The organism is Dehalococcoides mccartyi (assembly GCF_001889305.1).
Lineage (GTDB): Bacteria > Chloroflexota > Dehalococcoidia > Dehalococcoidales > Dehalococcoidaceae > Dehalococcoides > Dehalococcoides mccartyi_A.
Window position 1 is genome coordinate 380,164 of the sequence record NZ_CP013074.1, and the last position, 23,480, is coordinate 403,643.

General features: G+C 49.3%; 22 protein-coding genes and 1 tRNA gene. 9 read left to right on the forward strand and 14 right to left on the reverse strand.

Translation table 11 applies throughout. The features are described from left to right. Positions 1–47 precede the first annotated feature (47 nt). From ASJ33_RS02030 to ASJ33_RS02045, 4 genes are all read left to right on the forward strand, one after another. On the forward strand, positions 48–1,181 hold the full coding sequence (locus tag ASJ33_RS02030) for a S41 family peptidase (protein ID WP_041330606.1): 1,134 nt from the start codon (positions 48–50) through the stop codon (positions 1,179–1,181). A 116-nt stretch (positions 1,182–1,297) separates the two neighbouring features. Next, complete coding sequence (gene pheS / locus ASJ33_RS02035) at positions 1,298–2,338, forward strand: phenylalanine--tRNA ligase subunit alpha (RefSeq protein WP_023651924.1); 1,041 nt, start codon at positions 1,298–1,300, stop codon at positions 2,336–2,338. Between the two features lies 1 nt (position 2,339). After that, positions 2,340–4,769, forward strand: a complete 2,430-nt coding sequence (gene pheT, locus ASJ33_RS02040; RefSeq protein ID WP_041330608.1) for a phenylalanine--tRNA ligase subunit beta — start codon at positions 2,340–2,342, stop codon at positions 4,767–4,769. 90 nt (positions 4,770–4,859) lie between these two features. Beyond that, entirely contained in the window at positions 4,860–5,495 is a 636-nt protein-coding gene (locus tag ASJ33_RS02045; protein ID WP_012881645.1) for an inorganic diphosphatase, read from the forward strand. A 65-nt stretch (positions 5,496–5,560) separates the two neighbouring features. Here the strand turns inward: ASJ33_RS02045 and ASJ33_RS02050 are convergent, their stop codons facing one another. From ASJ33_RS02050 to pdxS, 13 genes are all read right to left on the reverse strand, one after another. Further along, positions 5,561–7,270, reverse strand: a complete 1,710-nt coding sequence (locus tag ASJ33_RS02050; protein WP_041330609.1) for a proline--tRNA ligase — start codon at positions 7,268–7,270, stop codon at positions 5,561–5,563. A gap of 90 nt (positions 7,271–7,360) precedes the next feature. After that, positions 7,361–8,407, reverse strand: a complete 1,047-nt coding sequence (gene ispG, locus ASJ33_RS02055; protein WP_041330610.1) for a flavodoxin-dependent (E)-4-hydroxy-3-methylbut-2-enyl-diphosphate synthase — start codon at positions 8,405–8,407, stop codon at positions 7,361–7,363. Between the two features lie 36 nt (positions 8,408–8,443). Next, a complete protein-coding gene (locus ASJ33_RS02060) occupies positions 8,444–9,481 on the reverse strand; it encodes a M50 family metallopeptidase (protein WP_041330612.1) in 1,038 nt (345 codons plus the stop codon). Next, positions 9,482–10,615 carry a 1-deoxy-D-xylulose-5-phosphate reductoisomerase gene (locus ASJ33_RS02065; RefSeq protein ID WP_041330613.1) on the reverse strand — a complete coding sequence of 378 codons (1,134 nt, stop codon included), beginning with the start codon at positions 10,613–10,615 and terminating at the stop codon, positions 9,482–9,484. Continuing rightward, a complete protein-coding gene (locus ASJ33_RS02070) occupies positions 10,600–11,403 on the reverse strand; it encodes a phosphatidate cytidylyltransferase (protein ID WP_012881650.1) in 804 nt (267 codons plus the stop codon). The genes ASJ33_RS02065 and ASJ33_RS02070 overlap by 16 nt, the downstream gene beginning before the upstream one ends. A gap of 3 nt (positions 11,404–11,406) precedes the next feature. Next, positions 11,407–12,117 carry an isoprenyl transferase gene (locus ASJ33_RS02075; protein WP_023651930.1) on the reverse strand — a complete coding sequence of 237 codons (711 nt, stop codon included), beginning with the start codon at positions 12,115–12,117 and terminating at the stop codon, positions 11,407–11,409. Between the two features lie 65 nt (positions 12,118–12,182). After that, a complete protein-coding gene (frr, locus tag ASJ33_RS02080) occupies positions 12,183–12,740 on the reverse strand; it encodes a ribosome recycling factor (protein ID WP_023651931.1) in 558 nt (185 codons plus the stop codon). Position 12,741: 1 nt separating this feature from the next. Next, positions 12,742–13,467, reverse strand: coding sequence for a UMP kinase (gene pyrH / locus ASJ33_RS02085; RefSeq protein ID WP_012881653.1), 726 nt, complete (start codon positions 13,465–13,467; stop codon positions 12,742–12,744). A 14-nt stretch (positions 13,468–13,481) separates the two neighbouring features. Continuing rightward, positions 13,482–13,985: a translation elongation factor Ts gene (gene tsf / locus ASJ33_RS02090; RefSeq protein ID WP_012881654.1), complete on the reverse strand. Its 504-nt coding sequence runs from the start codon at positions 13,983–13,985 to the stop codon at positions 13,482–13,484. A 24-nt stretch (positions 13,986–14,009) separates the two neighbouring features. Next, positions 14,010–14,747 carry a 30S ribosomal protein S2 gene (gene rpsB / locus ASJ33_RS02095; protein WP_012881655.1) on the reverse strand — a complete coding sequence of 246 codons (738 nt, stop codon included), beginning with the start codon at positions 14,745–14,747 and terminating at the stop codon, positions 14,010–14,012. Positions 14,748–14,932: 185 nt separating this feature from the next. After that, entirely contained in the window at positions 14,933–15,700 is a 768-nt protein-coding gene (gene purQ, locus ASJ33_RS02100; protein WP_023651932.1) for a phosphoribosylformylglycinamidine synthase I, read from the reverse strand. Positions 15,701–15,706: 6 nt separating this feature from the next. After that, a complete protein-coding gene (gene purL, locus ASJ33_RS02105; protein ID WP_041330614.1) occupies positions 15,707–18,568 on the reverse strand; it encodes a phosphoribosylformylglycinamidine synthase subunit PurL in 2,862 nt (953 codons plus the stop codon). 3 nt (positions 18,569–18,571) lie between these two features. Next, positions 18,572–19,453, reverse strand: a complete 882-nt coding sequence (gene pdxS, locus ASJ33_RS02110) for a pyridoxal 5'-phosphate synthase lyase subunit PdxS (RefSeq protein WP_012881658.1) — start codon at positions 19,451–19,453, stop codon at positions 18,572–18,574. 183 nt (positions 19,454–19,636) lie between these two features. On the opposite strand from pdxS, the gene ASJ33_RS02115 reads away from it, so the two are divergent. The 3 genes from ASJ33_RS02115 to ASJ33_RS02125 all read left to right on the forward strand — a co-directional run bounded on the left by ASJ33_RS02115 (position 19,637) and on the right by ASJ33_RS02125 (position 20,979). Further along, entirely contained in the window at positions 19,637–20,035 is a 399-nt protein-coding gene (locus tag ASJ33_RS02115; protein ID WP_023651935.1) for a Rieske (2Fe-2S) protein, read from the forward strand. A gap of 76 nt (positions 20,036–20,111) precedes the next feature. Continuing rightward, positions 20,112–20,186: transfer RNA gene (locus tag ASJ33_RS02120), tRNA-Thr, on the forward strand. Positions 20,187–20,214: 28 nt separating this feature from the next. Continuing rightward, positions 20,215–20,979: a hypothetical protein gene (locus ASJ33_RS02125; RefSeq protein ID WP_023651936.1), complete on the forward strand. Its 765-nt coding sequence runs from the start codon at positions 20,215–20,217 to the stop codon at positions 20,977–20,979. Positions 20,980–21,069: 90 nt separating this feature from the next. Here ASJ33_RS02125 and ASJ33_RS02130 read toward each other — a convergent pair whose 3' ends face one another. Next, positions 21,070–22,215: a GuaB3 family IMP dehydrogenase-related protein gene (locus ASJ33_RS02130; RefSeq protein ID WP_023651937.1), complete on the reverse strand. Its 1,146-nt coding sequence runs from the start codon at positions 22,213–22,215 to the stop codon at positions 21,070–21,072. Between the two features lie 200 nt (positions 22,216–22,415). Here ASJ33_RS02130 and rsmI point away from each other — a divergent pair, with 200 nt between their 5' ends. Together rsmI and ASJ33_RS02140 are read left to right on the forward strand one after the other, a co-directional pair. Beyond that, positions 22,416–23,240 (forward strand): 16S rRNA (cytidine(1402)-2'-O)-methyltransferase, encoded by an 825-nt coding sequence (gene rsmI / locus ASJ33_RS02135; RefSeq protein ID WP_041330616.1) that lies wholly within the window; start codon positions 22,416–22,418, stop codon positions 23,238–23,240. Positions 23,241–23,264: 24 nt separating this feature from the next. After that, positions 23,265–23,480 (forward strand): hypothetical protein, encoded by a 216-nt coding sequence (locus tag ASJ33_RS02140; RefSeq protein ID WP_010936165.1) that lies wholly within the window; start codon positions 23,265–23,267, stop codon positions 23,478–23,480.

Consider the following 23,480-nt stretch of genomic DNA (forward strand, 5'->3'; position numbering starts at 1 on the left):
GCTTTTTGTTTTATGATTAGCACAGGATATTTTACAGGGAGACGTCTATGACTTTAAGAATAAAAGTATTGCTGGGTACTATTTTGGCCATGGTCGGTTTGCTCAGTTCTTTTGCATTGGGTTATCTAAGCGGCGGAACAGTCGTTTTGAACAGTGATGAGAACTTATCCAGTATTGTCACTGCCTGGCAGATTATCACTACCGAATATGTAGAGCCGGATATTATTGACCAGGCGGCTCTGGCTGAAGCAGCTATAAAGGGCATGATGGATGAACTTAATGACCCTCATTCCGTTTATCTGAATGCCGAAGATTATCAGGCCAGTATGGAGTATGATGACGGGCGTTATGTAGGCATAGGTGCTACTGTTCAGATAGAAGACGGGGTGATTATCCTGATTCCTTACGAGGGTTCACCGGCAGCTTTGGCTGGTATACAGGCCGGAGATATTTTACGGGAGGTTGACGGGCAGTCAGTTGCCGGGTTCAGCTTGGCAGACCTGTCCCCGCTGGTAAGGGGAGAGAAGGGAACAACGATAACCTTGCTGGTGGAAAGAAATACCTCTGCCCAGTCGTTGCTGTTTGAAGTGACCCGTGATGAAATCCTGATTCCCAGTGTCACCTCCGAAATGATGGACGATATCGCTTATATCCGTATCAGCCGCTTCAGCGAAAGGACCGATGAGGAACTGGAGCAGGTGCTTAAAAATCTGGGCAGTGCCGCAGGTATTGTGCTGGATTTACGGGGTAATCCCGGCGGTTTAGTAAGCTCGGTTATAAACGTAGCCAGCCGCTTTGTAAACAGCGGGGTGGTTTTGACTACTGTGGACAATGAAGGAAACTCCTCTGAGTATAGTGTAGTGCCTAAAACGGTAACTACCAGTTTGCCCATGGTAGTTTTGGTAGACCAGTACAGCGCCAGCGGCTCGGAAGCCCTTTCCGGTGCTTTGCAGGACTATGGACGGGCAACTATTGCGGGCAAGACTACTTATGGCAAGGGCAGTGTAAACCGTACTTTTGATGTGACCGATAACACTGGTATTTATCTGACTATAGGCCGCTGGTATACACCTAACGGGCGGATGATAGAGGGTCAGGGTATTACCCCGGATATAGAACTGGAACTAACCGGTGATGAAGCTATAAGCTGGGCGTTGGGTTTTCTGCATGGGGAAGCTTAAATAGTCTGAATACGAACGGCAAGATGAAGGCGAAGCTGACATAATGTTAGTTTGTGTTGACCATTCAAAGCTAATAGCATATAATTTTTATAAAAATTTTGATGTGAAGCTGGGCTATGGAAGAAATTAAAAATATCACCGAAATTACCCGAAGTGCCCTTGCCGAACTGGAAGCCATAACGGAACTTAAAGACCTTGAAGCGTGGCGTGTCCGGTATCTGGGCAAGAAAAGCCTGCTGACCGGGGCACTCCGAAATCTGGCCAGTTTGCCCATAGAAGAACGCAAAGCGGCCGGAGCAGCAGCCAATGAAGCCAAGACCGCGCTCGAAGCTGCTTTTTCAGAGAAAGAGCAGCTATCTAAAGAAAAACAGTTTGCCAGCCGCAGTGAGGGGCTGGATATTACTTTGCCCGGCAGACCCTGGCCTATCGGCCGGATACACCCCTTGACCCAGGTTACCAATGAGGTTACCAGTATTTTCGCTACTTTGGGTTTTTCCGTACTGGAAGGACCGGAAATAGAAGATGACTATCATAATTTTGAGGCTCTTAATATTCCGGAAGACCACCCTGCCAGAGAAAATATGCAGACCTTCTGGATAGACCGGCCTAATGAAGACGGCAGGCTGGATACTTTGCTTCGCACCCATACCTCTCCCATGCAGGTGCGCTATATGGAGAAAAACAAACCTCCCATACGGATAGTAGTTCCGGGCAAGGTTTACAGGTATGAAGCTACCGATGCCACTCATATACCAATGTTTACCCAGGTGGAAGGGCTGGTGGTGGACGAAGGCATTTCCATGGCTCACCTAAAAGGCACTTTGATGGAGTTTTGCCGCCGCTTTTTCGGGGCTAACCGCAAGGTGCGTTTCCGCTGTGACTACTTCCCCTTTGTAGAGCCGGGCGTGGAGGTAGCGGTAAGCTGTACCTGCGGGGGCAAAAAAGAATGCAGCGTCTGCCATGGCTCCGGCTGGCTGGAAATACTGGGGGCGGGCATGGTACACCCCAGGGTGCTGGAGAGGGTAGGTATAGATTCGGAAAAATATACCGGCTTTGCTTTTGGCATGGGGCTGGAAAGATTGCCCATGCTGAGATACGGGATTGATGATATCCGTCTGTTCTACTCTAACGATACTAGATTCTTGAGGCAGTTTTAATATGAAAATACCTTTGAAGTGGCTTAAAGAATATCTTCCCGCGGATATGACGCCTGCCGAGCTGGCCGAACGGATGACTATGGCTGGTACTGAAGTTACAGTACTGAATTCCCATAAAGACAAATGGCCGAACGTATATGTAGGCCAGATAATGGAAGTAAACCGCCACCCCAATGCCGACCGTCTGGTATTGGTTAAGGTGGATTGGGGGCAGGGGCAGGAAACAGTGGTTACCGGCGCACCTAACTGCAAAGCCGGTGACAAGGTCGTTTTTGCCCGTACCGGGGCAGTCCTGATAGATGGCCACAACGGCAAAGAAATGGTACTTAAGCCGGCTGTTTTGCGGGGGGTGGAATCCTGCGGAATGGTTTGTTCCGAAAGGGAATTGGGACTGTCTGACGAGCATGAGGGTATTTTGATACTGCCGGCGGATGCTCCGGCGGGTATGCTGGCCAGCGAATATCTGGGTGAGATAATACTTGACCTTGAGCTTACACCTAACCGGGGTGATTTGATGTGTGTAACCGGTGTGGCCAGAGAACTGGGCGCTTTAATAGACCGTTTGCCTTCTATCAGCACCCCGGATTTCAAGGCCACCGGTAAGGATATCAAGGACAAAATAAATATAGAGATAAAAAACACTAAACTCTGCACCCGTTATACCGCCAGCCTGATAGAGGGAATAAAAATCGGCGAATCACCGGACTGGCTTAAAGAGCGGCTGATTGCCTGCGGTATGCGCCCTATAAACAACGTGGTAGATGCTGCCAATTACGTTATGCTGGAATTCGGCCAGCCCCTGCACTCCTTTGATTATGACCAGATTAAGTCAAAACACATTATCGTCCGCCCCGCAGCGGAGGGTGAGGTTTTAACCACTCTGGACGGGGTTGAACGCAAACTCAGCCCGGATATGCTCCTTATTACCGAACCGGACAGGATAATTGCCCTGGCCGGGGTAATGGGCGGTGAAAATACCGAGGTAACTGAAAAGACTGTAAATATACTGCTGGAGTCGGCCACCTTTGACAAACAAAGTATTCGCCGTACCGCCAGAGCTTTAAAACTTCAGAGTGAGGCTTCAGCCCGTTTTGAAAAGGGGCTTAGCTTTGAACTTGCGCCTATTGCCCTGAAACGTGCCACTCAGCTAATACTGGAAATAGCTGGCGGACAGGCGGCTTCGGGATTTATAGATGTTATGCCGGTTAATAAAGAGAAGAAGAGCATTGTGCTTTCACTGTCAAAGGTTAATCAGGTATTGGGATATGATAGAGAACAGCCTGATACTCATAAAATAGCCAAAAGGCTGGGCTTTGTCTGGATACCCGAATATATCCCCGGTATGGAAGAATTCGGTTATGGCTCAACTGATGACAAGGTGCGCATTTATCCGGGATACTGGCGGATGGACATCGAAACCGATATTGATATGATTGAAGAAGTAGCCAGAATAGCCGGCTATGATACAATACCCAGCCTGTCTCTTGATAAGGCTATTCCCAAAATAGAAATTCCCCCCCTGCCCGGAATGAAACGTTTTCTAAGGCAGATACTTTCGGGGTACGGTTTTCAGGAGCTCATTTCATACTCATTCACCAGCCGCGAAATGCTTTCGCGTGTTTCTTTAGAGGCTGAGTCCGAATGTCTGGCTATCAGCAACCCCATGAGCAGTGAGCAGGAGGTTATGCGCACTAGTTTGCGTCCCAGCCTGTATGCTTCTTTAGCGGCAAACCGCCGTTTTGAAAAAGATGGCCTCAGGCTTTACGAGCTTGGGCGTGTATATCTGCCGAAAGAGAATAATAAACAGGAAGAACCCGAAATGCTGTGTGCCGTTTTAGCGGGCAGTTCATCTGAATCATGGTGGCAGAGAAATACCTCCAACTTTGATTTTTTTGATGTTAAAGGCATTGTGGAAGCAATAATTAGCCGTTTGGGACTTTCGGCTGATTTTGTTATATCTGACGAACCGGGTTTAACCCGCGGGTATCAGGCAAGCGTTCGGGTTGGAGATATGCCGGTGGGTGTACTGGGGCAGGTGAATCCCCAGATTACGGATAAATTTGACTTAACAGAACCGGTATATATGTTTGAAATTAACCTGTCAAAGCTTGTGACCAGGGCCACGGCTCGCCGCAAATTCAGCCCGATCAATCGTTTTCCGGCAGTTGAACGTGATTTGGCTTTGGTGATTGACAGAAGCATTACCAATCTGCAGGTTATTAATATAATTTCCGAATATGATCTGGTAAAAAATGTAGAACTGTTCGATATGTACCAGGGTAAACAGGTAGCTGAAAATAAAAAATCACTGGCTTACCATCTTGTCTTCCAGTCAGATACCCACACGCTGAAAGATGCGGAAGTGGATGGGGTAATGAGCCAGATACTTAGACGGCTGAATACTGAAACCGGAGCAGTTTTGCGTTCCTGAGGGTGTTTGTCTGTATATTAAAAGGGGCTTTTTAAAAAGCCCCTTTTGGTTTTTTAAGCCTGAATAAGGTATTATAAGTACGGAGGAAAAATGTTAAGCGATAGTTCAAAGAAAATTAAAAAAGAAGTTGAAGCCATAAACTCTGACTTTAAGACGATAGTGGGTTGTGGCGAGTCAAAATGCCCTAAACTGAAAAGATTGAAACTGGCAAGTACCCCGGATATTACCCTGACGGTTATGATAGAAATACCCAAGGGTAGCCGAAATAAATATGAATATGATAAAGAACGCAAGATAATCAAGTTTGACCGCATGCTTTTCTCGGCTGTTCATTATCCCAGTGATTACGGTTTTATCGTAGATACTTTGGCCGAAGACGGTGATCCCCTTGATGCCTTGGTTTTAGTTTGGGAACCTACTTTCCCCGGCTGCATGATAGAAACCAAGCCGGTAGGTCTTTTTAAAATGTATGATGAAAAAGGCCCTGACGCAAAGCTGCTCTGCGTGCCTATCGGAGACCCGCACTTTAACTTTATCCGTGACCTTTCGGATGTCCCGCCCCATCTGCTGAAGGAAATATTCCATTTCTTTAATATCTATAAAGAGCTGGAATCAAAGAAAACGGGCGTAGAAGGCTGGGAGGACCGGGAGTCAGCCATTAAGACTTACTGGGAGTCTCACCAGAGATATCTGGATGCACTTAAAGACAAGAAAAAAGAGAAATAAAAAAAGGGGCTTTTAAGCCCCTTAAATTTTTATCTTTTGCCCAAATTCCTGATGGTAAAAGCCGGCTATAGGTTGCTCTCGGATTTGATGGTGGCGATTACCTTCTCCACTACATTATCCAGCGGAACCAGCTCGGATTCTTTGTTCCGGCGGAGCTTGAGTTCCACCCCGCCTTTATCCAGATTGCGGGGGCTTATAGTCAGCCTCAGAGGGATACCTAAGAGGTCTGCATCGTTAAATTTGACCCCGGCTGTAAGTTCGCGGTCATCAAACAGTACTTCCACCCCTTGGGCTTCCAGTTCGGCATACATCTTTTCAGCCGCCTGGCTGACTGCCGGTTTATCCAGGAAAAGCCCGCAGATATATACCTGATACGGGGCAATAGGCATCGGCCAGATAATGCCTTTTTCGTCATGGTTTTGCTCTATAGCGGCGGCCAGCAGCCGTCCTACCCCCATGCCGTAGCACCCCATTATTATCGGGTGGCTGATGCCCTCGGCATCTGTGAAGTTTGCCCCGAAACGTTCTGAAAGGAATGTTCCCAGTTTAAAAATATGCCCCACTTCCACCCCCCGTTTGGAGGCAAAAGTGCCGTCACAGAAGGGGCAGGCAGCACCTTCGGCCGCCAGGGCAATATCCGCCATTTTATCTGCCTTGAAATCCCGCCCGAAGTTGACGTTTTTCAGGTGAAAGCCGTCTTTGTTAGCCCCGGCTACAAAGTTAGAGCCGTTTTCAGCAGAGTCATCAGCCACTATCAGGCTATTTTTCAGCCCCACGGGTGATGCAAATCCGGCTGCTATCCCGGCGGCTTTTACTTCGCTGTCTTCCGCAAGACGCAAATCATTGCACTTCAGCAGATTTTTCAGCTTTATTTCGTTTATATCCAAATCTCCCCGTATAACCGCCATCACAAACTTTCCGTCTGCCATGTAAAAGACTGCTTTGAGGGTATTTTCCGGTTTGAGCGAAAGAAAAGCGGCTACCTCTGAAATAGTCTTCTGGCCGGGGGTGGCTACTTCTTCTAAGTCTTTCGGGGGTTCTTTGGGCAGGGTTTTCTTTTTGAACACTGCTTTTTCGGCATTGGCGGCATAATTGCACTTCGGGCAGTAGATGATACTGTCTTCGCCGCTTTCGGCCACAATCATAAATTCGTGTGAGGCCTTTCCGCCTATAGCTCCGCTGTCTGCATCTATTACCATAGATTCCAGACCACAGCGGCGGTATACGCTTTCATAGGCCTGTTTCATGGTCTGGTAGCTTTCGTCCAACCCTTCGGGGCTGGCATCAAAACTATACATATCTTTCATAATAAATTCGCGTACCCGTATCAATCCGCCGCGGGGGCGTGGCTCATCACGGAATTTGGTCTGTATCTGGTAAAGCCGCTGGGGCAGGTCACGGTAACTCTGGATATAGCGGCTGGCAAGGTCGGTTATGACCTCCTCGTGGGTAGGGCCAAGCACCAGATTACGGTCTTTGCGGTCTTTCAAATGGAAAAGGGTCTGCCCGAAGGGGGCTTCGCGTCCGCTTTGCTGCCATATTTCCACCGGCTGAAGTACCGGCATGGCCAGTTCCTGACAGCCTGATTTATTCATTTCCTGCCGGATAATGTTTTCAATTTTCTGTATAGACCGCCAGGCCAGAGGCATAAACGAATACACTCCGGCGGTCAGCTGGGCTATCATACCCGAACGCAGCAGCAGCTGGTGGCTTATAGTTTCGGCATCTGACGGGATTTCACGCTGGGTCTTGCCAAATAACCTGGAATAACGCATATTAAAAGCTCCTTGTAAATAACGGCTTGCCAAGAAGGATTATACCCTAAAATCATCTGCCAAAGAAGCCTGAAAGCGGGGGCGTATAAACTACAGAGAAGCTATTTCCCGCAGCAGGGCATTTACCAGTTCATCTTCGGGAAAGGAGGCTATCTTTTCACCCTTGCGGAATAGCAGCCCCTGTCCTCTGCCGCAGGCTATGCCCAAATCAGCCTCTTTGGCTTCGCCGGGGCCGTTTACGGCACAGCCCATTACGGCCACCCGTATAGGTTTGTCTACTTTGTTCAAGGCTTCCTGTACCCTGGCGGCAATACCCACAATATCCACTTCGGTCCGGGAGCAGGTGGGGCAGCTGACCAGCACCGGGCCGCGCTGCCTTAGGTTCAGGCTTTTCAGTATTTCATAAGCGGCAAATACTTCTTCCTGGGGTGGGGAGGTCAGGGAAACACGGATAGTATCCCCGATACCCATATACAGCAAGTTGCCTATGCCCACCGCACTCCGCACCAGACCGGTTTTGGGGGTGCCTGTTTCGGTAATGCCCACGTGAAGCGGGTATGGTATAAGAGGGGCTATCTGGCGGTAGGCTTCAACAGTGGTAGGCACGTCAAAAGCCTTCAGTGAAACCTTAATCAGGCTGAAATCCAGGGCTTCCAGTATCTTTATGTGACCCATGGCGGCTTTGACCATCTTTTGGGCAGTGGTGAGCTCTGGGGGCAGGTCTTTGGGCAGGCTGCCGGCGTTTACCCCGATACGGATTGGGATTTCCCGTTCTTTTGCCGCCCTGACCACCGCTTTAACCCGTTCCGGGTCACCGATATTGCCGGGATTAAGCCTGAGGCCGTCTGCCCCGGCTGAGAGTGCTGCCAGTGCCAGGCGATAATCAAAATGAATATCCGCCACAATAGGTATTCTGACTTCTTTGCGGATAGATTTCAGGGCAGTGGCGGCTTCCATATCCGGTATAGCCAGCCGGATTATTTCACAGCCGCATTCTTCCAGCTCTTTTATCTGGGAAATTGTAGCCGGGATATTGCGGGTATCTGTTTTGGTCATGGACTGGACTGATACCGGGGCATTCCCCCCTATAGTCACATTACCCAGCCGTATTTCAGTACTTTTACGCCGCATAATCATATTTTAAAAGCCTCTTCATAGAGAGTATATCAGAAACTAGCCTTGGATAATGCGTATAATATCCTGAAAGGTTACCGCCAGCATAAGCCCTATCAGCAGGAAAAACCCGGTCATATGGATAAGGTTTTCCACTCTGGGAGAGATGCGTCTGCCGCCCCGTATCCACTCAATAAATACAAACAATATCCGTCCGCCGTCAAGGGCGGGCAGGGGCAGCAAATTGATAATAGCCAGATTCAGGCTGAGAAACGCTGTAAACTCCAGCAGAGGGCCAATCCCGGCACGTGCCACATCCCCAGTCATCTGGGCAAGACCCACCGGCCCGACTACGTCAAAGGGTACACTGCCCATGATAAGGCCCAGTATGGAGTTTTTAAAAAGCACCAGGGTTTCAAAATTTTGCTGTATAGACAGGGGAATGGAATCCAGAACAGACTCGCTTTCGCTTATTATCTGGTAGTCCAGAGTTTGCAGTGAAATACCCACCGGGCCTTCACCGGCCGGCGGCTGCCAGCGGGGAGACAAACTGACAGTACTTTGGGTCTGGTCAGCATGGAGTATGGTTATTTCTATGGTTTGCCCCAGATTCAGCTGGGAAATACGGGAAAATTCGGAGGTGTTTCTTATTTCAGTGCCGTTTACACTCAAAATAGTATCACCCGCTACCAGCCCGGCTAAAGCGGCAGGTGAATCCGGCACTACTTCTTCCACGTTTACCCTACCCACCAGCACGTCATGCGGCACCATCAGGGCAAAGGCAAACAGGACAATGGGTAAAACAGCGTTTACCAAAGCTCCGGCACTGAAAAAGAGCAGACGCTTACCGGCACTTTTTGAGGAAAGGCCTTTATTATTTACGGGGTCGTCCTCTACTTTTACAAAACCGCCCAGCGGCAGCCAGTTAAGGCTGTACTCAGTCTGTCCGAATTTGCGGCCGAATATTTTAGGCGGATAGCCAAACCCGAATTCCTCCACCTTTACCCCTATAGCTTTGGCGGAAAAGAAATGGCCAAGCTCATGGGAGATAACTACTATGGAAAATATAATCAGAAAAGAAACAATGGTTAACAGCATTTATAATTTACCTGCCAGTTCGGTTACTTTGCGGCGTGCCCAGGCATCTGCGGCCAGAATATCATCCAGAGACGGGCTGGCAACAGACTGATGGGCATCCAGTACTTTGGCTATCAGTTCGGGTATCTGCCCGAAGCTTATTTGTCCCTTCAGGAACATCTCAACAGCCACTTCGTCTGCGGCGCACAGTGCTGCCGGATACGTTTTCCCCTCTTCTCCGGCGGATATAGCCAAACCTAAGCAGGGGAATCTGGTCATGTCAGGCATTTCAAAGTCCAGCTTGCCCACTTCTGCCCAGTTAAGGCGGGGTAGGGTGTGATTGGTCATTCTTTCCGGGTAGGTTAGAGCATACTGAATAGGGAAGCGCATATCCGGTCGTGACAACTGGGCTTTAAGGCTGCCGTCTGCAAACTCCACCATAGAGTGGATAATGCTCTGCGGGTGGATAACCACCTGAATATTCCGTACTGGCATATCGAACAGCCAGCGGGCTTCTATTATCTCCAGTCCTTTGTTCATTAGGCTGGCTGAGTCTATGGTAACCTTAACCCCCATTTTCCACGAGGGATGCCTGAGTGCCTGTTCGGGGGTGACTTTATCTATTTCGTCTTTAGTTAAGGAACGGAAAGGCCCGCCTGAGGCGGTCAGGATAATCCGGGCGGGGGGCGTGACCTCGCCTGATAAACACTGCCAGATAGCGCTATGTTCACTGTCTACCGGCAGTATTTTAGCTTTGTTTTCCCGTGCGGTGGCGGTTACTATCTCTCCGGCGGAAACGAGGGATTCCTTGTTGGCCAAAGCTATTACCTTGCCGGTTCTGGCGGCGGCAAGCACCGGCTGTAAACCGGTACTGCCGGGTGCGGCCACTACTATTACGTCTGCTTCAGGCAGGGAGGCCATTTCCTCCATGGGGATAAAACGGGCGGTACAGGCATTAGTATCATGGCAGTTTTGGCAGTAGATGTATTCAGGGCGGAATTCGCTCGCCTGTTCTTTCAGCAGGTTTATGTTTGAGCCGCCGGCCAGCCCCAGCACCTTAAATCGGTCTGGCAACGAACGGATAACTTCCAGAGTCTGGCGGCCGATAGAACCGGTAGACCCCAGTATGACGATTTTCTTTATTGAATGAACCATATTACGTAGTAGTATACCACTATACCGGTAAAAAGCAGGCTGTCCAGGCGGTCCATTATTCCGCCGTGTCCGGGTATCAGATTCCCGGAATCCTTGCAGTGCATATTGCGCTTAAACAGGGATTCAGCAATATCACCGGTTTGTCCGGCTACGCTGACCAAAAGACCTATCAGCATGGATATAAACATACTTATAGGTAGTCCCAGCAAGTCAGCAAAGATCGGAGCTACTATAATGCTGAACACCGCACCGCCTATAGCCCCTTGCCAGCTTTTGTTGGGGCTTATGGAAGGTGCCATTTTTTGCTTGCCGAAACGGCTGCCAATGAAAAAGGCCATGGTATCAGTGGCGGAAGTGAGTATCAGCGTCCAGAGCACCCATTCACGTCCCATAGGCAATTCGCGCAGGGCTACCCAGAAACTGGAGAGCAGACCGATATAGATTACCCCGGATAGTGTCCAAGCCCAGCGGGGAAAGGCGTCTGTGCGGTCTTTAAGTGTCAGCAGGTATATGAGTGAGGTCAGGCTGAAAGAGCCCAGCAGAAATGGCAAAATGCCTTCTATCTGCAGGTGAGGGCTGATTACGATAAGCATACCCCAGAAGATACCCAGCGCCTTGAACGGCTGGGACTTAAGGTATACGGTTACGGCATTGTAAAATTCATTTAAAGCCAGGGCTACTACTACTGCCATAGCCAGCGTAAGCCAGGCTATAGGCTGGTCAATCCAGATAACTGCTAAGGCAATAATGGCCAGCAGGCAGCCGCTTAAAACTCGTTTTTTAAGCATGATTTACAAACCACCGAAACGTCTCTGTCGCTGATTAAAGGCAGAGATAGCTTTATCAATTTCTTTTTCGCCGAAATCCGGCCACATTACTTCTGAAAAATACAGCTCGCTGTAGGCAGATTGCCAAATGAGAAAATTGGAAAGCCGTATTTCGCCGCCGGTGCGGATAACTAAATCAGCTTCCGGAATGTCTGCGGTGTACAGGTAGCGGGCAAATACATCTTCGGTTATTTTATCAACAGCTATTCCGTCTTTAACCAGACCTTTTACCGCCTGAATGATTTCATCACGCCCGCCGTAGTCAAATGCCAGACAGAGTGTCAGGCCGGTATTTTGGCTGGTGGCTGAGAGCACACCCTCCAGTTTATGCCTGAGTATTGCGGGCAGTTTATCCAGATGCCCCAGATGCCGTAAGCGGACATTATTTTCCACCAGCTCCGGAATATAAGATGACATAACGTCATTTACCAGCCCGAAAAGTCCTTTTATTTCAGCATCGGGGCGTTTCCAGTTCTCGGTGGAAAAGCTGTATAGGGTGACATATTTGATCCCCAGTGAGTTCAAGTGGCGGATAACCAGTCTGGCATTTTCAAGACCGGCTTTATGTCCGTCTATGCGGCTAAGGCCGCGGCGTTCTGCCCAGCGGCCGTTTCCGTCCATTATTATTGCGATGTGGTTTGGAGGGGTATTATTTATTGTAACTGTTGTGTCCAAGATAAAAACCTCTACCGCAACAGGGGGTTGCCGGACTATCCTTGAGTTTGCCGGGGAATGAAAGGCTAAACTTGCTTTAATTCAGTTTCTTTATCAGCACCCAGCTTGTCGGCCTTGGCAATAAAGCTGTCCGTGATCTTCTGAAGCTGGTCAGAGCCACGTTTCAGGTCGTCCTGAGAGATTTCCTTGGCTTTTTCCAGTTTCTTCATTTCATCCATAGCATCACGGCGGACGTTTCTCATAGCTATTTTGTCTTCTTCCAGCCGCTTATTAACCATTTTAATCATTTCCTGGCGGCGTTCTTCAGACAGGGGAGGAATATTCAGGCGGATAATATTGCCGTCGTTGTTGGGCATAAGGCCCAAATCAGATTTCATAATAGCTTTTTCAATAGCTGAAAGGCAGCTCTTGTCCCATGGCTGGATAGTAATATAACGGGGGTCAGGGGCAGAGATGCCGGCCAGATGATTGATAGGGGTGGGTACGCCTGCGTACTCTACTCTGATATGCTCAACCAGAGCCGGTGACGAACGCCCGGTGCGTATGCCGGAGAGTTCCTGCGAGAGCACATCAAGTGAAGCAGCCATCTTTTTTTCAGATTTTTGTAAAATTTCATTTATCATACTAAGCCTCGCTGGATATTAATGTACCTATCGGCTGACCGGAAATGGCGCTAACCAGGCTTTCGGAGGACTGAAGGTCAAACACAATAATCGGCAATTTATTATCCAGACAAAGTGAAAGGGCCGTTGCATCCATAACCTGGAGGCGCTTGTTTATAGCTTCCATATGAGTAAGGTGCTGGAACAAGGTAGCTTCGGGGTGTTTTTTAGGGTCAGCGGTATAAACGCCGTCCACCTTATTTTTAGCCATAAGAAGCACACTGGCTTCTATTTCTATGGCACGTAAAGCGGCGGCGGTGTCGGTGGTCATATAGGGGTTGCCGGTGCCTCCGGCAAAGATAACTACCCGCCCTTTTTCCAGATGCCGTATAGCCCGCCTTCGGATATACGGCTCGGCTACCTGCTGGACAGCCAAGGCAGATTGGGTGCGGGTTACGATACCCTCACGTTCCAAGGCGTCCTGCAGGGTAAGGGCGTTTATAATAGTGGCCAGCATACCAGCATAATCGGCTGAAACCCGGTCAATGCCTTCTTTGGCAGCGGTTGCCCCCCGCCAAATATTGCCTCCCCCTACCACAATAGCCACTTCAACACCCATAAGACAGATATGCTTAATCTCCTGGGCAATGCTTCTTACGGTAGGGATATCAATACCGTATCCCGTGGCTCCTTTGAAAGCCTCTCCACTGAGTTTTAACAGGATACGTTTATATTTTATTTCAGCCATAAAAAATACCGGTACTAGCCTCCAAGCTCAAATCGGGCAAACCGCTTCAGGCGGATATTCTCTCCAACCTTGGCAACAGTTTCAATAATGAGACCGTTGATGGTTTTGGAGGGGTCTTTGATGTAAGGCTGAAGCAATAAACAGGCGTTTGCAGCTTCAACTTCACAGTCAGCCGGGCGGTCTTCTTCAGACAGGTAAAGCGGGCACATGGCCGCTACCTGCATGGCCAGATTGTGGGCCAGTTCCTTAAAGGCATCAGTGCGGGCAACAAAGTCAGTTTCGCAGTTAAGCTCAACCAATGCACCAATCCGTCCCTGGGTGTGGATATATGATTCCACTATGCCCTGGACAGTTTCTCGTTCAGCCTTTTTGGCGGCTTTTACCAGGCCTTTCTCCCGGAGAATCTCCTGGGCTTTTTCAACATTGCCATTTGCATCCACCAGAGCGTTGCGGCACTCCATAACGCCTGCGCCGCATTTCTCGCGGAGCTCTTTTATCTGTTCAGCATTGATAGCCAATTTATTAACTCCAGTGTTTATTATTTAACCGGCAGTTTCAGCCTGAGCTTCACCGGTGGTTTCAACTTCGGTAACCTTCAAAGCATTCTGGGCTTCGATAACGGAATCAGCCATTTTGGAGCAAATGAGTTTGATAGCCCGCATAGCGTCATCATTAGAAGGGATGGGGTAGTCAACTTCGTCGGGGTTGCAGTTGGTATCAACCATAGCCACCAGAGGAACGCCCATACGTTTGGCTTCAGCCATAGCAATCTTTTCTTTAGTGGGGTCTACCACAAAGATTACATCCGGTAAGCGGGTCATTTCTTTGAAGCCGCCCATAGTGCGGTTCAGACGGGCAATTTCCTCAGCCAGTTTCTGAGCTTCTTTTTTGGGCAGACGGTTAAAATCACCCCTGGCCTGCTGGTCTTCCAGCCGTACCAGATAATCAATCCGTGACTGAATGGAGTGGAAATTGGTTAAAATACCACCTGTCCAGCGCTGATTGATAAAATACATGCCGCATCTCTTGGCTTCTTCAGCCAAAATTTCCTGGGCCTGTTTTTTGGTACCAACAAAAAGAACCTTACCGCCATCACTGACAACCTGGTTAATGTAATTACAGGCTTTGTCCAGCATGACCACGGTCTTTTCAAGGTCAATAATGTGAATACCGTTGCGTTTGGTGAAGATATATTTCTTCATCCGCGGATGCCAGCGGCTGGTCTGGTGACCAAAATGCGCCCCGGCTTCCAGAAGCTCTTTGATGTTTGTAGTTGGCAAGCTCTATCCCCTCCTAGTTAGTTAAAAAACCATTTAATAGCTATATTTACATGATGATAACACAGAAGTATAACACAAGCCTAATTAGCCAGCAACACCGCTTTCGCTAATCAGGCATTTAAAAGCTGTGCCTGATGTAATGTATTTATTACAAAAAATAAATAAAACGGCTATATTTTGCGGCTTTAGACTTGGCGTACCCACTTTACGGCATTGGTAAATATTTTCAGCCCGTCGCCTTCTTTTTTCAAACCTTCCGCCGGCCAGCGCGGGTGCTGGCTGCCCCGGACAAAACGCTCAGGATGGGGCATGAGGGCAAATATCCGCCCGCTTTCGTCTGCTATGCCGGCAATATCCATCAGGGTGCCGGCCGGATTAGCCGGGTAGGGGGCGTTGCGTTTGCCGGCTTTGTCGGTATAGTAAACCACCGAATTCAGCTTGTTTATTACTTCAGGGCTGCCCAGCAGTTTGCCTTCGCCGTGGGCTACCGGCAGATACAGGCGGTCTATACCCTGGGTGAACACGCAGGTGGAAAAAGGATTTACCGAAAGGTATGTCCAGCGGCACTCAAAACGGCCTGAGTTGTTGTCTGTCAGGGTTATTTTCTGCCCGTCTTTCATGGGGCCCGGCAGTATACCGGTCTTGACCAGTGCCTGAAAGCCGTTGCAGATACCTATAATAAGCCCGCCGCTTTCGTGAAAACGGTTTATTTTTTCACCCAGTTTCAGGCGCACTTCATTAGCCAGTACCCGTCCCGCCCCCAGGTCATCACCATAACCGAAGCCGCCGGGAAAAGCCATTATCTGAAATTCGGCTAAGCGTGAAGGCTTTGCCAGAAGTTCGTTTATATGTACCATCTCTGTCTCGGAACCGGCCAGCTCAAAGGCATAAGATGTTTCAGCATCACAGTTAGTACCGGGTGTGCGGAGTATCAGGGTTTTTACTTTACTCATTTCTACCTACCAGCGCATTGGCCTTTGCCAGGCCTCTTTCAGTTCGCTAACCGGAGTGTTCAAAAGAATATCAGTGCCGTTACACCCGGTTATGTACAACCGGTTTTCAGCAGTAACCTCTCCAATCAGCCCGAAGTCACTCGCCTGCATCAGCTTTTCAAATTCGGCCTTATGTTCGGGGGATACTTCTGCCAGAAAACGGCTGTTAGACTCTGAAAAGAGTATATAATCTTCCCGCGCTATCTTTTCAGAAAGAGGTACATCTGCCAGACGTATGTTTGCACCCAGTTTGCCGCTGAACGCCATTTCAGCCGCCGCAATTCCCAGCCCGCCTTCGGATAGGTCATGGCAGGCAGCTACCAGCCCTTTGGCGGTAGCGGAAGAAAGGGCCTGCATATTTTCTTTGGCGCGCTTGGCATTTACGGCAGGAGCACGGTTACCTATGAATCCATGGTTTTTGAAGTAATGGGAGCCGCCCAGTTCTTCGGCGGTTTTCCCCACAATATAAATAAGGTTTCCGGATTTTTTAAAATCCATACTGACGGCCTTATCACCGTCTTCCATTACCCCTATGGCGGAAATAAGCAGGGTGTGGGGAATGGTAATCAGTTTATCTTCATAACGGAATTCGTTATTCAGGCTGTCTTTGCCCGAAATAAAGGGGGTTTCAAAGACCAGGGAAAGGTCATGGCAGGCCTGACAGGCGCGCACCAAATCCCCCAGGCTTTCAGGACGGCTGGCGTTGCCCCAGCTGAAGTTATCCAGCAGGGCTACCCTATCAAGGTTGCCGCCTACCGCAATAATCTGCCTTAGGGCTTCGTCTATAGCGGATGCGGCCATATTATAGGCATCTACGTCAGCGTAGCTGGGGTTAATGCCGTTTGATATTACTACCGCTTTCTTTGAGCCAAGCACCGGGCGGATAACGGCGGCATCACCCGGCCCGTCATTTTCAGCCCCAGCCATGGCCTTAAGGACACTTCCGCCCTGAACTTCATGGTCATACTGGCGGATTATCCACTCCCGGCTGCACACATTCCAGTGGGAAAGTATATTTTTAAGCTCGGTTTCAATATCTTTCGGGCAGTCAAAATTAGCTTCGGGGTGGTGGTGTTTATGGCGGGTGGCACTTAACTCCAGTTGCGGCCGCCCGTGATGCAGGAAGTCCATCTGCAAATCAGCCACTGGATTGTCTTCGTAAAAAAGCTTGAGGCGGCGGTCACTGCTGAATTCGCCTATGACCGATGCTTCTACCCCTTCGCTTTCAAAGAGTGACATAATCTCACCCAGTTTTTCTTTTTTAACTGCCAGCAGCATCCGTTCCTGGCTTTCGGATATCCATATTTCAGAGTAAGTTAGGCCGGAGTACTTCAAGGGTACTTTATCCAGATAGACTTTTACCCCGGTAGATTCGGCCATTTCACCTATGGCAGAGCTTAAACCCCCGCCGCCGCAGTCTGTAATTCGTACAAACAGCTCACGGTCACGGGCGGCAAGCAGGGTATCTAGCATGCGCTTTTCCACAATGGGGTTGCCTATCTGGACGGCGGTAAAAGACAGCTCGGTTGAGCGGTCATTCAGTTCTCCGGAGGCAAAGGTCACACCGTGTATGCCGTCACGGCCGGTACGCCCGCCAATCAGCACCACCAAATCACCTGCAGACTGCTTGCCCGGCAGGGCATATTTTTTGGGTATAAGGCCTATAGTACCGCAGTAAACCAGCGGGTTTGCGGTATAGCGTTCATCAAAAATGACAGCCCCGTTAACCGTGGGTATGCCCATACGGTTGCCGTAATCTGCCACGCCGGAGCGCACTCCTTTGAAAACGCGGCGGGGATGTAGTACTCCCGGGGGGAGTTTATTTTCGGGTAGATCAGGCTGGCCGAAACAGAATACATCTGTGTTGGCAATGGGTTTGGCGGCAAGTCCCGTGCCCAGTATGTCACGGATTACCCCGCCAATGCCGGTGGCAGCACCGCCGTATGGCTCAACCGCTGACGGGTGATTATGGGTTTCAGCCTTAAAGCAGACTCCCCAGTTGTCATCAAACTCTATCACGCCGGAGTTATCTACAAAAACAGATAAGCACCAGGGTTTGTTAAGCTCAGCGGTGGCTTTGGCTATAGTCTGCTTCAGCAGGTTATTTATAATCTGGCCGTCATAATCCAGGGTGGCTTTAAAGGTTTTATGGCAGCAGTGTTCGCTCCATGTCTGGGCCAGGGTTTCCAGTTCGGCATCAGTGGGTGCCCGCCCCAATTTCAGGTAATGTTCATAAATAGCCGAAAGTTCCTGATGGCTCAGGCTGAACTCCTTGCCCAGTGAGGCCATGTTGTCTTTCAGCTTTTCGGCCAGCAGGTCAATTTTCCTCAGTTTAAAAGTATACTGCGGGTTAGGGGGGAAGGGGTTTGAACCGCTCTTAACCACGTGCTGGACGATGGGATTTATAAGCAGTTTATTGCCGATGGTTTTCAGTTCATCAGCCGAAATCTCCCCCTTAAGCAGGTAGCGTTTAGCTGTTCTGGCGGCAGTTACGCCCTTTATACCCAAATCAGAAATGGCTTTGAGTATAGTTTCCTGAACCGGGTCGGTTACCCCGGCGTTATAGGTAACTTCTATAGCCGAAAAGCCGTCAGCTTCCGCCTGCGGGCAGTCAGCGTCATATTTAAAGGTCTGGATTATTTTATCTGAAAGAAGCTCCTCAGAAATGGTCATGACTTCACTGTCTGAAAGCTGTCCCTCCAGCCAGAAAACGTCTATTACCCGTACTTCGGCAACTGAGGTAATACCAAGGTCTTGTATATCACGGCAAACACCGTTACCTCTGGGATCTGGCCACTCCGGTTTCAGGGAGACTTCTATTCTATGCACTTTTTACCAGCCCCTTTGGGAAATCAGCTTGTCGGGTTCTATCTGTTTTATATCCAGACCAGGCATGGCATCACCCAGCCCTTTGGATATTTCGGCCAGTACTTTGGCATCTTTATAGTGGGTTACTGCCTTTACTACGGCTTTGGCCATAGCTGCGGGGTTTGATGATTTGAATATACCCGAACCTACAAATACCCCGTCCGCCCCCAGCTGCATCATAAGGGCTGCATCAGCCGGGGTAGCTACTCCGCCGGCGGCAAAGTTTACTACCGGCAGTTTACCTGTTTTGTGAAGTTCAATCACCAGTTCCAGGGGTGCATTTATCTCTTTAGCATAGGCGGAAAGTTCGTCAGCAGACATGGATTGTACACGCCTGACAGAGCCCATAACGGAACGCATGTGGCGCACTGCTTCCACAATGTTGCCGGTGCCGGCCTCACCCTTGGTGCGTATCATAGCTGCGCCTTCGCCAATCCGCCTTAAGGCCTCGCCCAAATCACGGCAGCCGCAAACGAAGGGGACTTTAAAATCATGTTTCCAGACGTGGAAATTTTCATCAGCCGGGGTAAGTACCTCGGACTCATCAATGTAGTCAACCCCCATGGATTCCAGTATCTGGGCTTCTACGAAATGACCAATACGGCATTTGGCCATAACAGGTATGCTGACTACTTTCATAATCTGCTCGATAATAGTGGGGTCTGCCATGCGTGCAACGCCGCCGGCCGCCCTTATATCCGAAGGTACGCGCTCTAAAGCCATAACGGCGCAGGCGCCTGCTTCTTCCGCTATTTTAGCCTGTTCGGGGGTGGTTACATCCATAATCACCCCGCCTTTTAGCATTTGGGCCAGGCCAGATTTTACTTTAAAAGTACCGGTTTCCATATCTAATCTCCCCTGAGGGCTCTTCCGCCCTGTCCTATTCGGCTATATTCTACTATTTATGCTCCTTTGGGGCAAACATAATTGCATATTATTACAGCATCTGTCTGTTAATATGGTACTGTCTTTGTGCTATACTTTTGTAATCAAACGAGGAATTTTTAAAGTGAAAACAGGGAGGATTTGGTGAATATTTTCAAAGCTATAATGGGTAAATGTGATACCGCACCGTTAGCTGATGATGTTTGGAGTTTGATGGATAGCCAGATTACCCTTGATTTGGCAAAAGCTCCGGCACTATCTGAAAAGGGCGGGGCTGGTTATATGGCGGGCAAGGGGCTTGCCAAACCGGTGCTGGTAGTGCGCGGGCAGGATAACAATCTTTATGCTTATGAAAATGCCTGTCCCCATGGCGGACGCAAAATTGACCCCGTGGAGGGTGAATCCAGACTCCGCTGCTGCAGTGTAAACCACTCTACTTTTGATTATAACGGCAAGGTTCTTTCCGGACCTGCCCAGCATAAGCATGAACTACGGCGGTTGCTTACCAGCCAGGCTGACGGTAAACTACTTATCAGTGTTTAGTATCTGGGTTTAAAGAATTCTGCGGAACTGCTGTCGGTAGTGACGGAAATATCCGTTATGCTATACTATTGCCTGCGCCAGCGTGGCTCAGAGGTAGAGCAGCGGTTTCGTAAACCGCCGGTCGGAGGTTCGAATCCTCTCGCTGGCTCCATTTATTTATGACGAGGTACGAAGCGATAATGAGCAAATTTATCGACAAGCTTAAAAATGTATCCAAGGGCTATGTACGCCCTATGGGTTTTAACGCGGTTGCCTCTGTTCCCCAGCCTAAAATGCTGCTCGCGGCGGAACTGGGTATAGAAGACCTGACGGATAAAGAAACATTTGGCGGGGCGGACGTAGTGATTGTTTCCGCCGGCAAAGCTAGTGCCAAGAAACTGAAAGAGACTGCAGATATGCTGGGCGATACAATCTGGGGTGTAGCGCTGGGTGATAAAGCAGCTGATGCCGAAAAAATGGCCAAGGCCGGTGCGGATTTTGTAGTTTTCAGCCCGGATGCTGAGGTATCACCCCTGACGGCTCTTGAAAAGACCGGCAAAATAATTATGCTTGAAAACAACCTGACTGATTTTATGATAAGGGCGGCGGACTGTCTGTCTGTAGGGGCGGTTATCGTGGGTGAGCAGGCAGATACAGCCGCTCTTAGCTGGCGGAAGATTATGCTCTACCAGCGTTTTGCGGATATATTGTCAAAACCATTTCTGGTAAGGGTAAGTTCAAATATCACGCTTTCGGAGCTTCAGTCACTCTGGGCTTTGGGTATAGATGGAGTGCTGATAAGCGGCAGTACAGGCTTGAAAGAACTGCGTACGCTGATAGACGGGGCTGAATGGGCGGTTAAACGCAAACGCGGGCATATGAGTGCCATTGTGCCTTCTCTGAAAATGCCTGCGTCCGAATCAGTTGCCCCTGAAGAACCCGAAGAACCAGATGAAGATGATTAATTAAAGGCCTCTGTTTTAGGGCTGTGAATTTCAGCGAATAAAAAAGCCGGTTTAAACCGGCTTTTTGTTTTATATTTTATACAAAATACTTTATTGGCATTTGGAGAGCTGGTAGCTTTTACCCTCGGTGGTAATAGCCGGTGCAATAACCATTTCAACCTGCTGCATTTCGCGTATGTTGGAAGCGCCGCAGACACCCATGGATGTTTTAAGCGCACCAACCAGGTTTTGAGTACCGTCAGTAACGGAAGTGGGGCCGAACAGTATTTGCTCCAGACTGCCGGTAGTGCCCACTTTGATGCGGGTACCTCTGGGCAGGGAGGGGTGGGGATGAGACATACCCCAGTGATAACCCCGTCCGGGAGCTTCGGCAGCCTTGGCAAACGGTGACCCCAGCATGACGGCATCAGCACCGGCACAGATAGCCTTGCAGACATCGCCGCCCTTTTTAAAGCCGCCGTCGGTAATAATAGGCACATAACGGCCGGTTTCTTTATAATATGTTTCACGGGCAGCGGCGCAGTCCATACTGGCGGTTATCTGGGGAACGCCGATACCTAAAACCTCGCGTGAGGTGCAGGCAGCACCCGGACCAACCCCGATTATTACTCCGTGAACACCGGTACGCATAAGCTCAAGGCAAGCCTGATAGCTGACGCAGTTGCCAACCAGTACTGGGACTTTAATCATCTTTACAAATTCTTCAAAGATAAGCCCGTGGCTGCTCTTGGAGACATGGCGGGCTGAAGTGACAGTGGAAGCAACAGATATAATATCCGCTCCGGCTTCAACTGCTACGGGAGCCAGTTTTTTGGCATTAGCAGGCATCAGGGAGACGGCACAGACGCCGCCTTTGGCTTTTATTTCGCTTACCCGCTTGGTAATCAGGTGTTCTTTAATAGGTTCGGCAGTATAAATCTTCTGCATGAAGGCAGTTACTTCGTCAATGGGTTTAGATATAATCTGGTCAAGAATTTCCTGGGGGTTTTCATAACGGGTATAAATACCCTCCAGATGCAAAACAGATAAACCACCCATTTTGCTCATGGCAACCGCGGTATCCACATTGGTTACGGCGTCCATGGCCGAGGCGATAAAAGGAATGGCGAAGTTAATATTGCCGATTTTAAAATCAACTTCTACCTGTTCGGGGTTAACTGTTAACCCGCCGGGGACAATGGCTACCTCGTCAAAGCCGTAGGTACGCCTGAGGGTTTTAAATTCTGGTACTGTCATCTCAGCTCTCCTTACTATTAAACATGAACTATATCAGAGCCGGCAAAGCCAAGTCAAGGCAAGGTGTTTGTTTCTATTATAACCCTGAAGGAGGTTAAAAAGTAGAGAGAAGTCAGGGCAGATTTAAGGGGCAGTATTTTCCGGCGGGTTTTCAGCTGCCAGTTTAGCCTTTAGTCTTATTCTGCTACAATAATAAGGTTATGGCTTTATATGTGGTGGCGACCCCTATCGGCAATCTGGAGGATATAACCCTCCGAGCACTGCGTGTGCTTTCAGAGGTAAAGCTGATTGCGGCGGAGGATACCCGCCATACCCGTAAACTGCTTTCCGCCCATAATATAAAGACCCCCCTGACCAGTTACTTTGAGCATAACCGCCTGTCAAAGCTGGATTATATTCTGGAGGTGCTGGGAGAGGGGGATGTGGCTTTGGTTTCAGATGCCGGTATGCCCGGTATTTCAGACCCCGGCTACGAGCTTATCAAAGCCGCCCATGAAAACGGTATAAAGGTTGTGCCTGTGCCGGGGGCTTCAGCCGTGATAACAGCGGTAGCGGTATCCGGGTTGGACTCCGCCAATTTCAGCTATTTGGGGTTTCTGCCCCGCCAGAAAACTGAACGCCGAAAAGCCCTTTCGGAAGCGGCATTACTTGGTGCAAGTATTGTTATATTGGAAGCGCCCCACCGTTTGCATGGCTGCTTGCTTGACATAAAAGATGTGCTGGGAGACCGCCAGATAGCCGTCTGCCGTGAGCTTACCAAAATATATGAAGAAATATTCAGGGGCAGTATCAGCCAGGCTATCAGTCATTTTGACCAGCCGAGGGGTGAATTTGTGCTGGTGGTGGAGGGTTGTAAACCGCCCGTATCTCAGCCGGAGCTGACGGATGATATAATAAAGGAACTTAGCATACTCAAAAAACAGGGCAAACCGGCTAAAGAAGCGGTGGCTCTGGTAAGCCAAAAAAGCGGTCTGCCCAAAAAAGAAATCTACCGGGCTTGGCTTAAAATTAACAAAACCTTATAATAGGTAAAATTTGCGAGGTGTTTCATGAGGAGAGGATGTATTTCACTGGGAGATGTGGTTTGCACTGGCTGCAACAATAATATTCCCTATCCTGAGCGTTATTTGGCTGTAGACGAAGAAGACGGTAAAGAAGTAGACAAAGGTACTACCGTTCATTACTGTGTGGAATGCGCCCTGAAGAAAGGGTATGCCAGCTACAAAGAAGAAAAAGGCGAGAGAATTCTAACCTTTCTGCCCTGA

Excerpts from the sequence above, each read along its gene's own strand:
- ASJ33_RS02030 (WP_041330606.1), top strand. The coding sequence starts at position 48 with ATGACTTTAAGAATAAAAGTATTGCTGGGTACTATTTTGGCCATGGTC.
- pheS (WP_023651924.1), top strand. The coding sequence starts at position 1,298 with ATGGAAGAAATTAAAAATATCACCGAAATTACCCGAAGTGCCCTTGCC.
- pheT (WP_041330608.1), top strand. The coding sequence starts at position 2,340 with ATGAAAATACCTTTGAAGTGGCTTAAAGAATATCTTCCCGCGGATATG.
- ASJ33_RS02045 (WP_012881645.1), top strand. The coding sequence starts at position 4,860 with ATGTTAAGCGATAGTTCAAAGAAAATTAAAAAAGAAGTTGAAGCCATA.
- ASJ33_RS02050 (WP_041330609.1), bottom strand. The coding sequence starts at position 7,270 with ATGCGTTATTCCAGGTTATTTGGCAAGACCCAGCGTGAAATCCCGTCA.
- ispG (WP_041330610.1), bottom strand. The coding sequence starts at position 8,407 with ATGATTATGCGGCGTAAAAGTACTGAAATACGGCTGGGTAATGTGACT.
- ASJ33_RS02060 (WP_041330612.1), bottom strand. The coding sequence starts at position 9,481 with ATGCTGTTAACCATTGTTTCTTTTCTGATTATATTTTCCATAGTAGTT.
- ASJ33_RS02065 (WP_041330613.1), bottom strand. The coding sequence starts at position 10,615 with ATGGTTCATTCAATAAAGAAAATCGTCATACTGGGGTCTACCGGTTCT.
- ASJ33_RS02070 (WP_012881650.1), bottom strand. The coding sequence starts at position 11,403 with ATGCTTAAAAAACGAGTTTTAAGCGGCTGCCTGCTGGCCATTATTGCC.
- frr (WP_023651931.1), bottom strand. The coding sequence starts at position 12,740 with ATGATAAATGAAATTTTACAAAAATCTGAAAAAAAGATGGCTGCTTCA.
- pyrH (WP_012881653.1), bottom strand. The coding sequence starts at position 13,467 with ATGGCTGAAATAAAATATAAACGTATCCTGTTAAAACTCAGTGGAGAG.
- purQ (WP_023651932.1), bottom strand. The coding sequence starts at position 15,700 with ATGAGTAAAGTAAAAACCCTGATACTCCGCACACCCGGTACTAACTGT.
- pdxS (WP_012881658.1), bottom strand. The coding sequence starts at position 19,453 with ATGGAAACCGGTACTTTTAAAGTAAAATCTGGCCTGGCCCAAATGCTA.
- ASJ33_RS02125 (WP_023651936.1), top strand. The coding sequence starts at position 20,215 with ATGAGCAAATTTATCGACAAGCTTAAAAATGTATCCAAGGGCTATGTA.
- ASJ33_RS02130 (WP_023651937.1), bottom strand. The coding sequence starts at position 22,215 with ATGACAGTACCAGAATTTAAAACCCTCAGGCGTACCTACGGCTTTGAC.
- rsmI (WP_041330616.1), top strand. The coding sequence starts at position 22,416 with ATGGCTTTATATGTGGTGGCGACCCCTATCGGCAATCTGGAGGATATA.
- ASJ33_RS02140 (WP_010936165.1), top strand. The coding sequence starts at position 23,265 with ATGAGGAGAGGATGTATTTCACTGGGAGATGTGGTTTGCACTGGCTGC.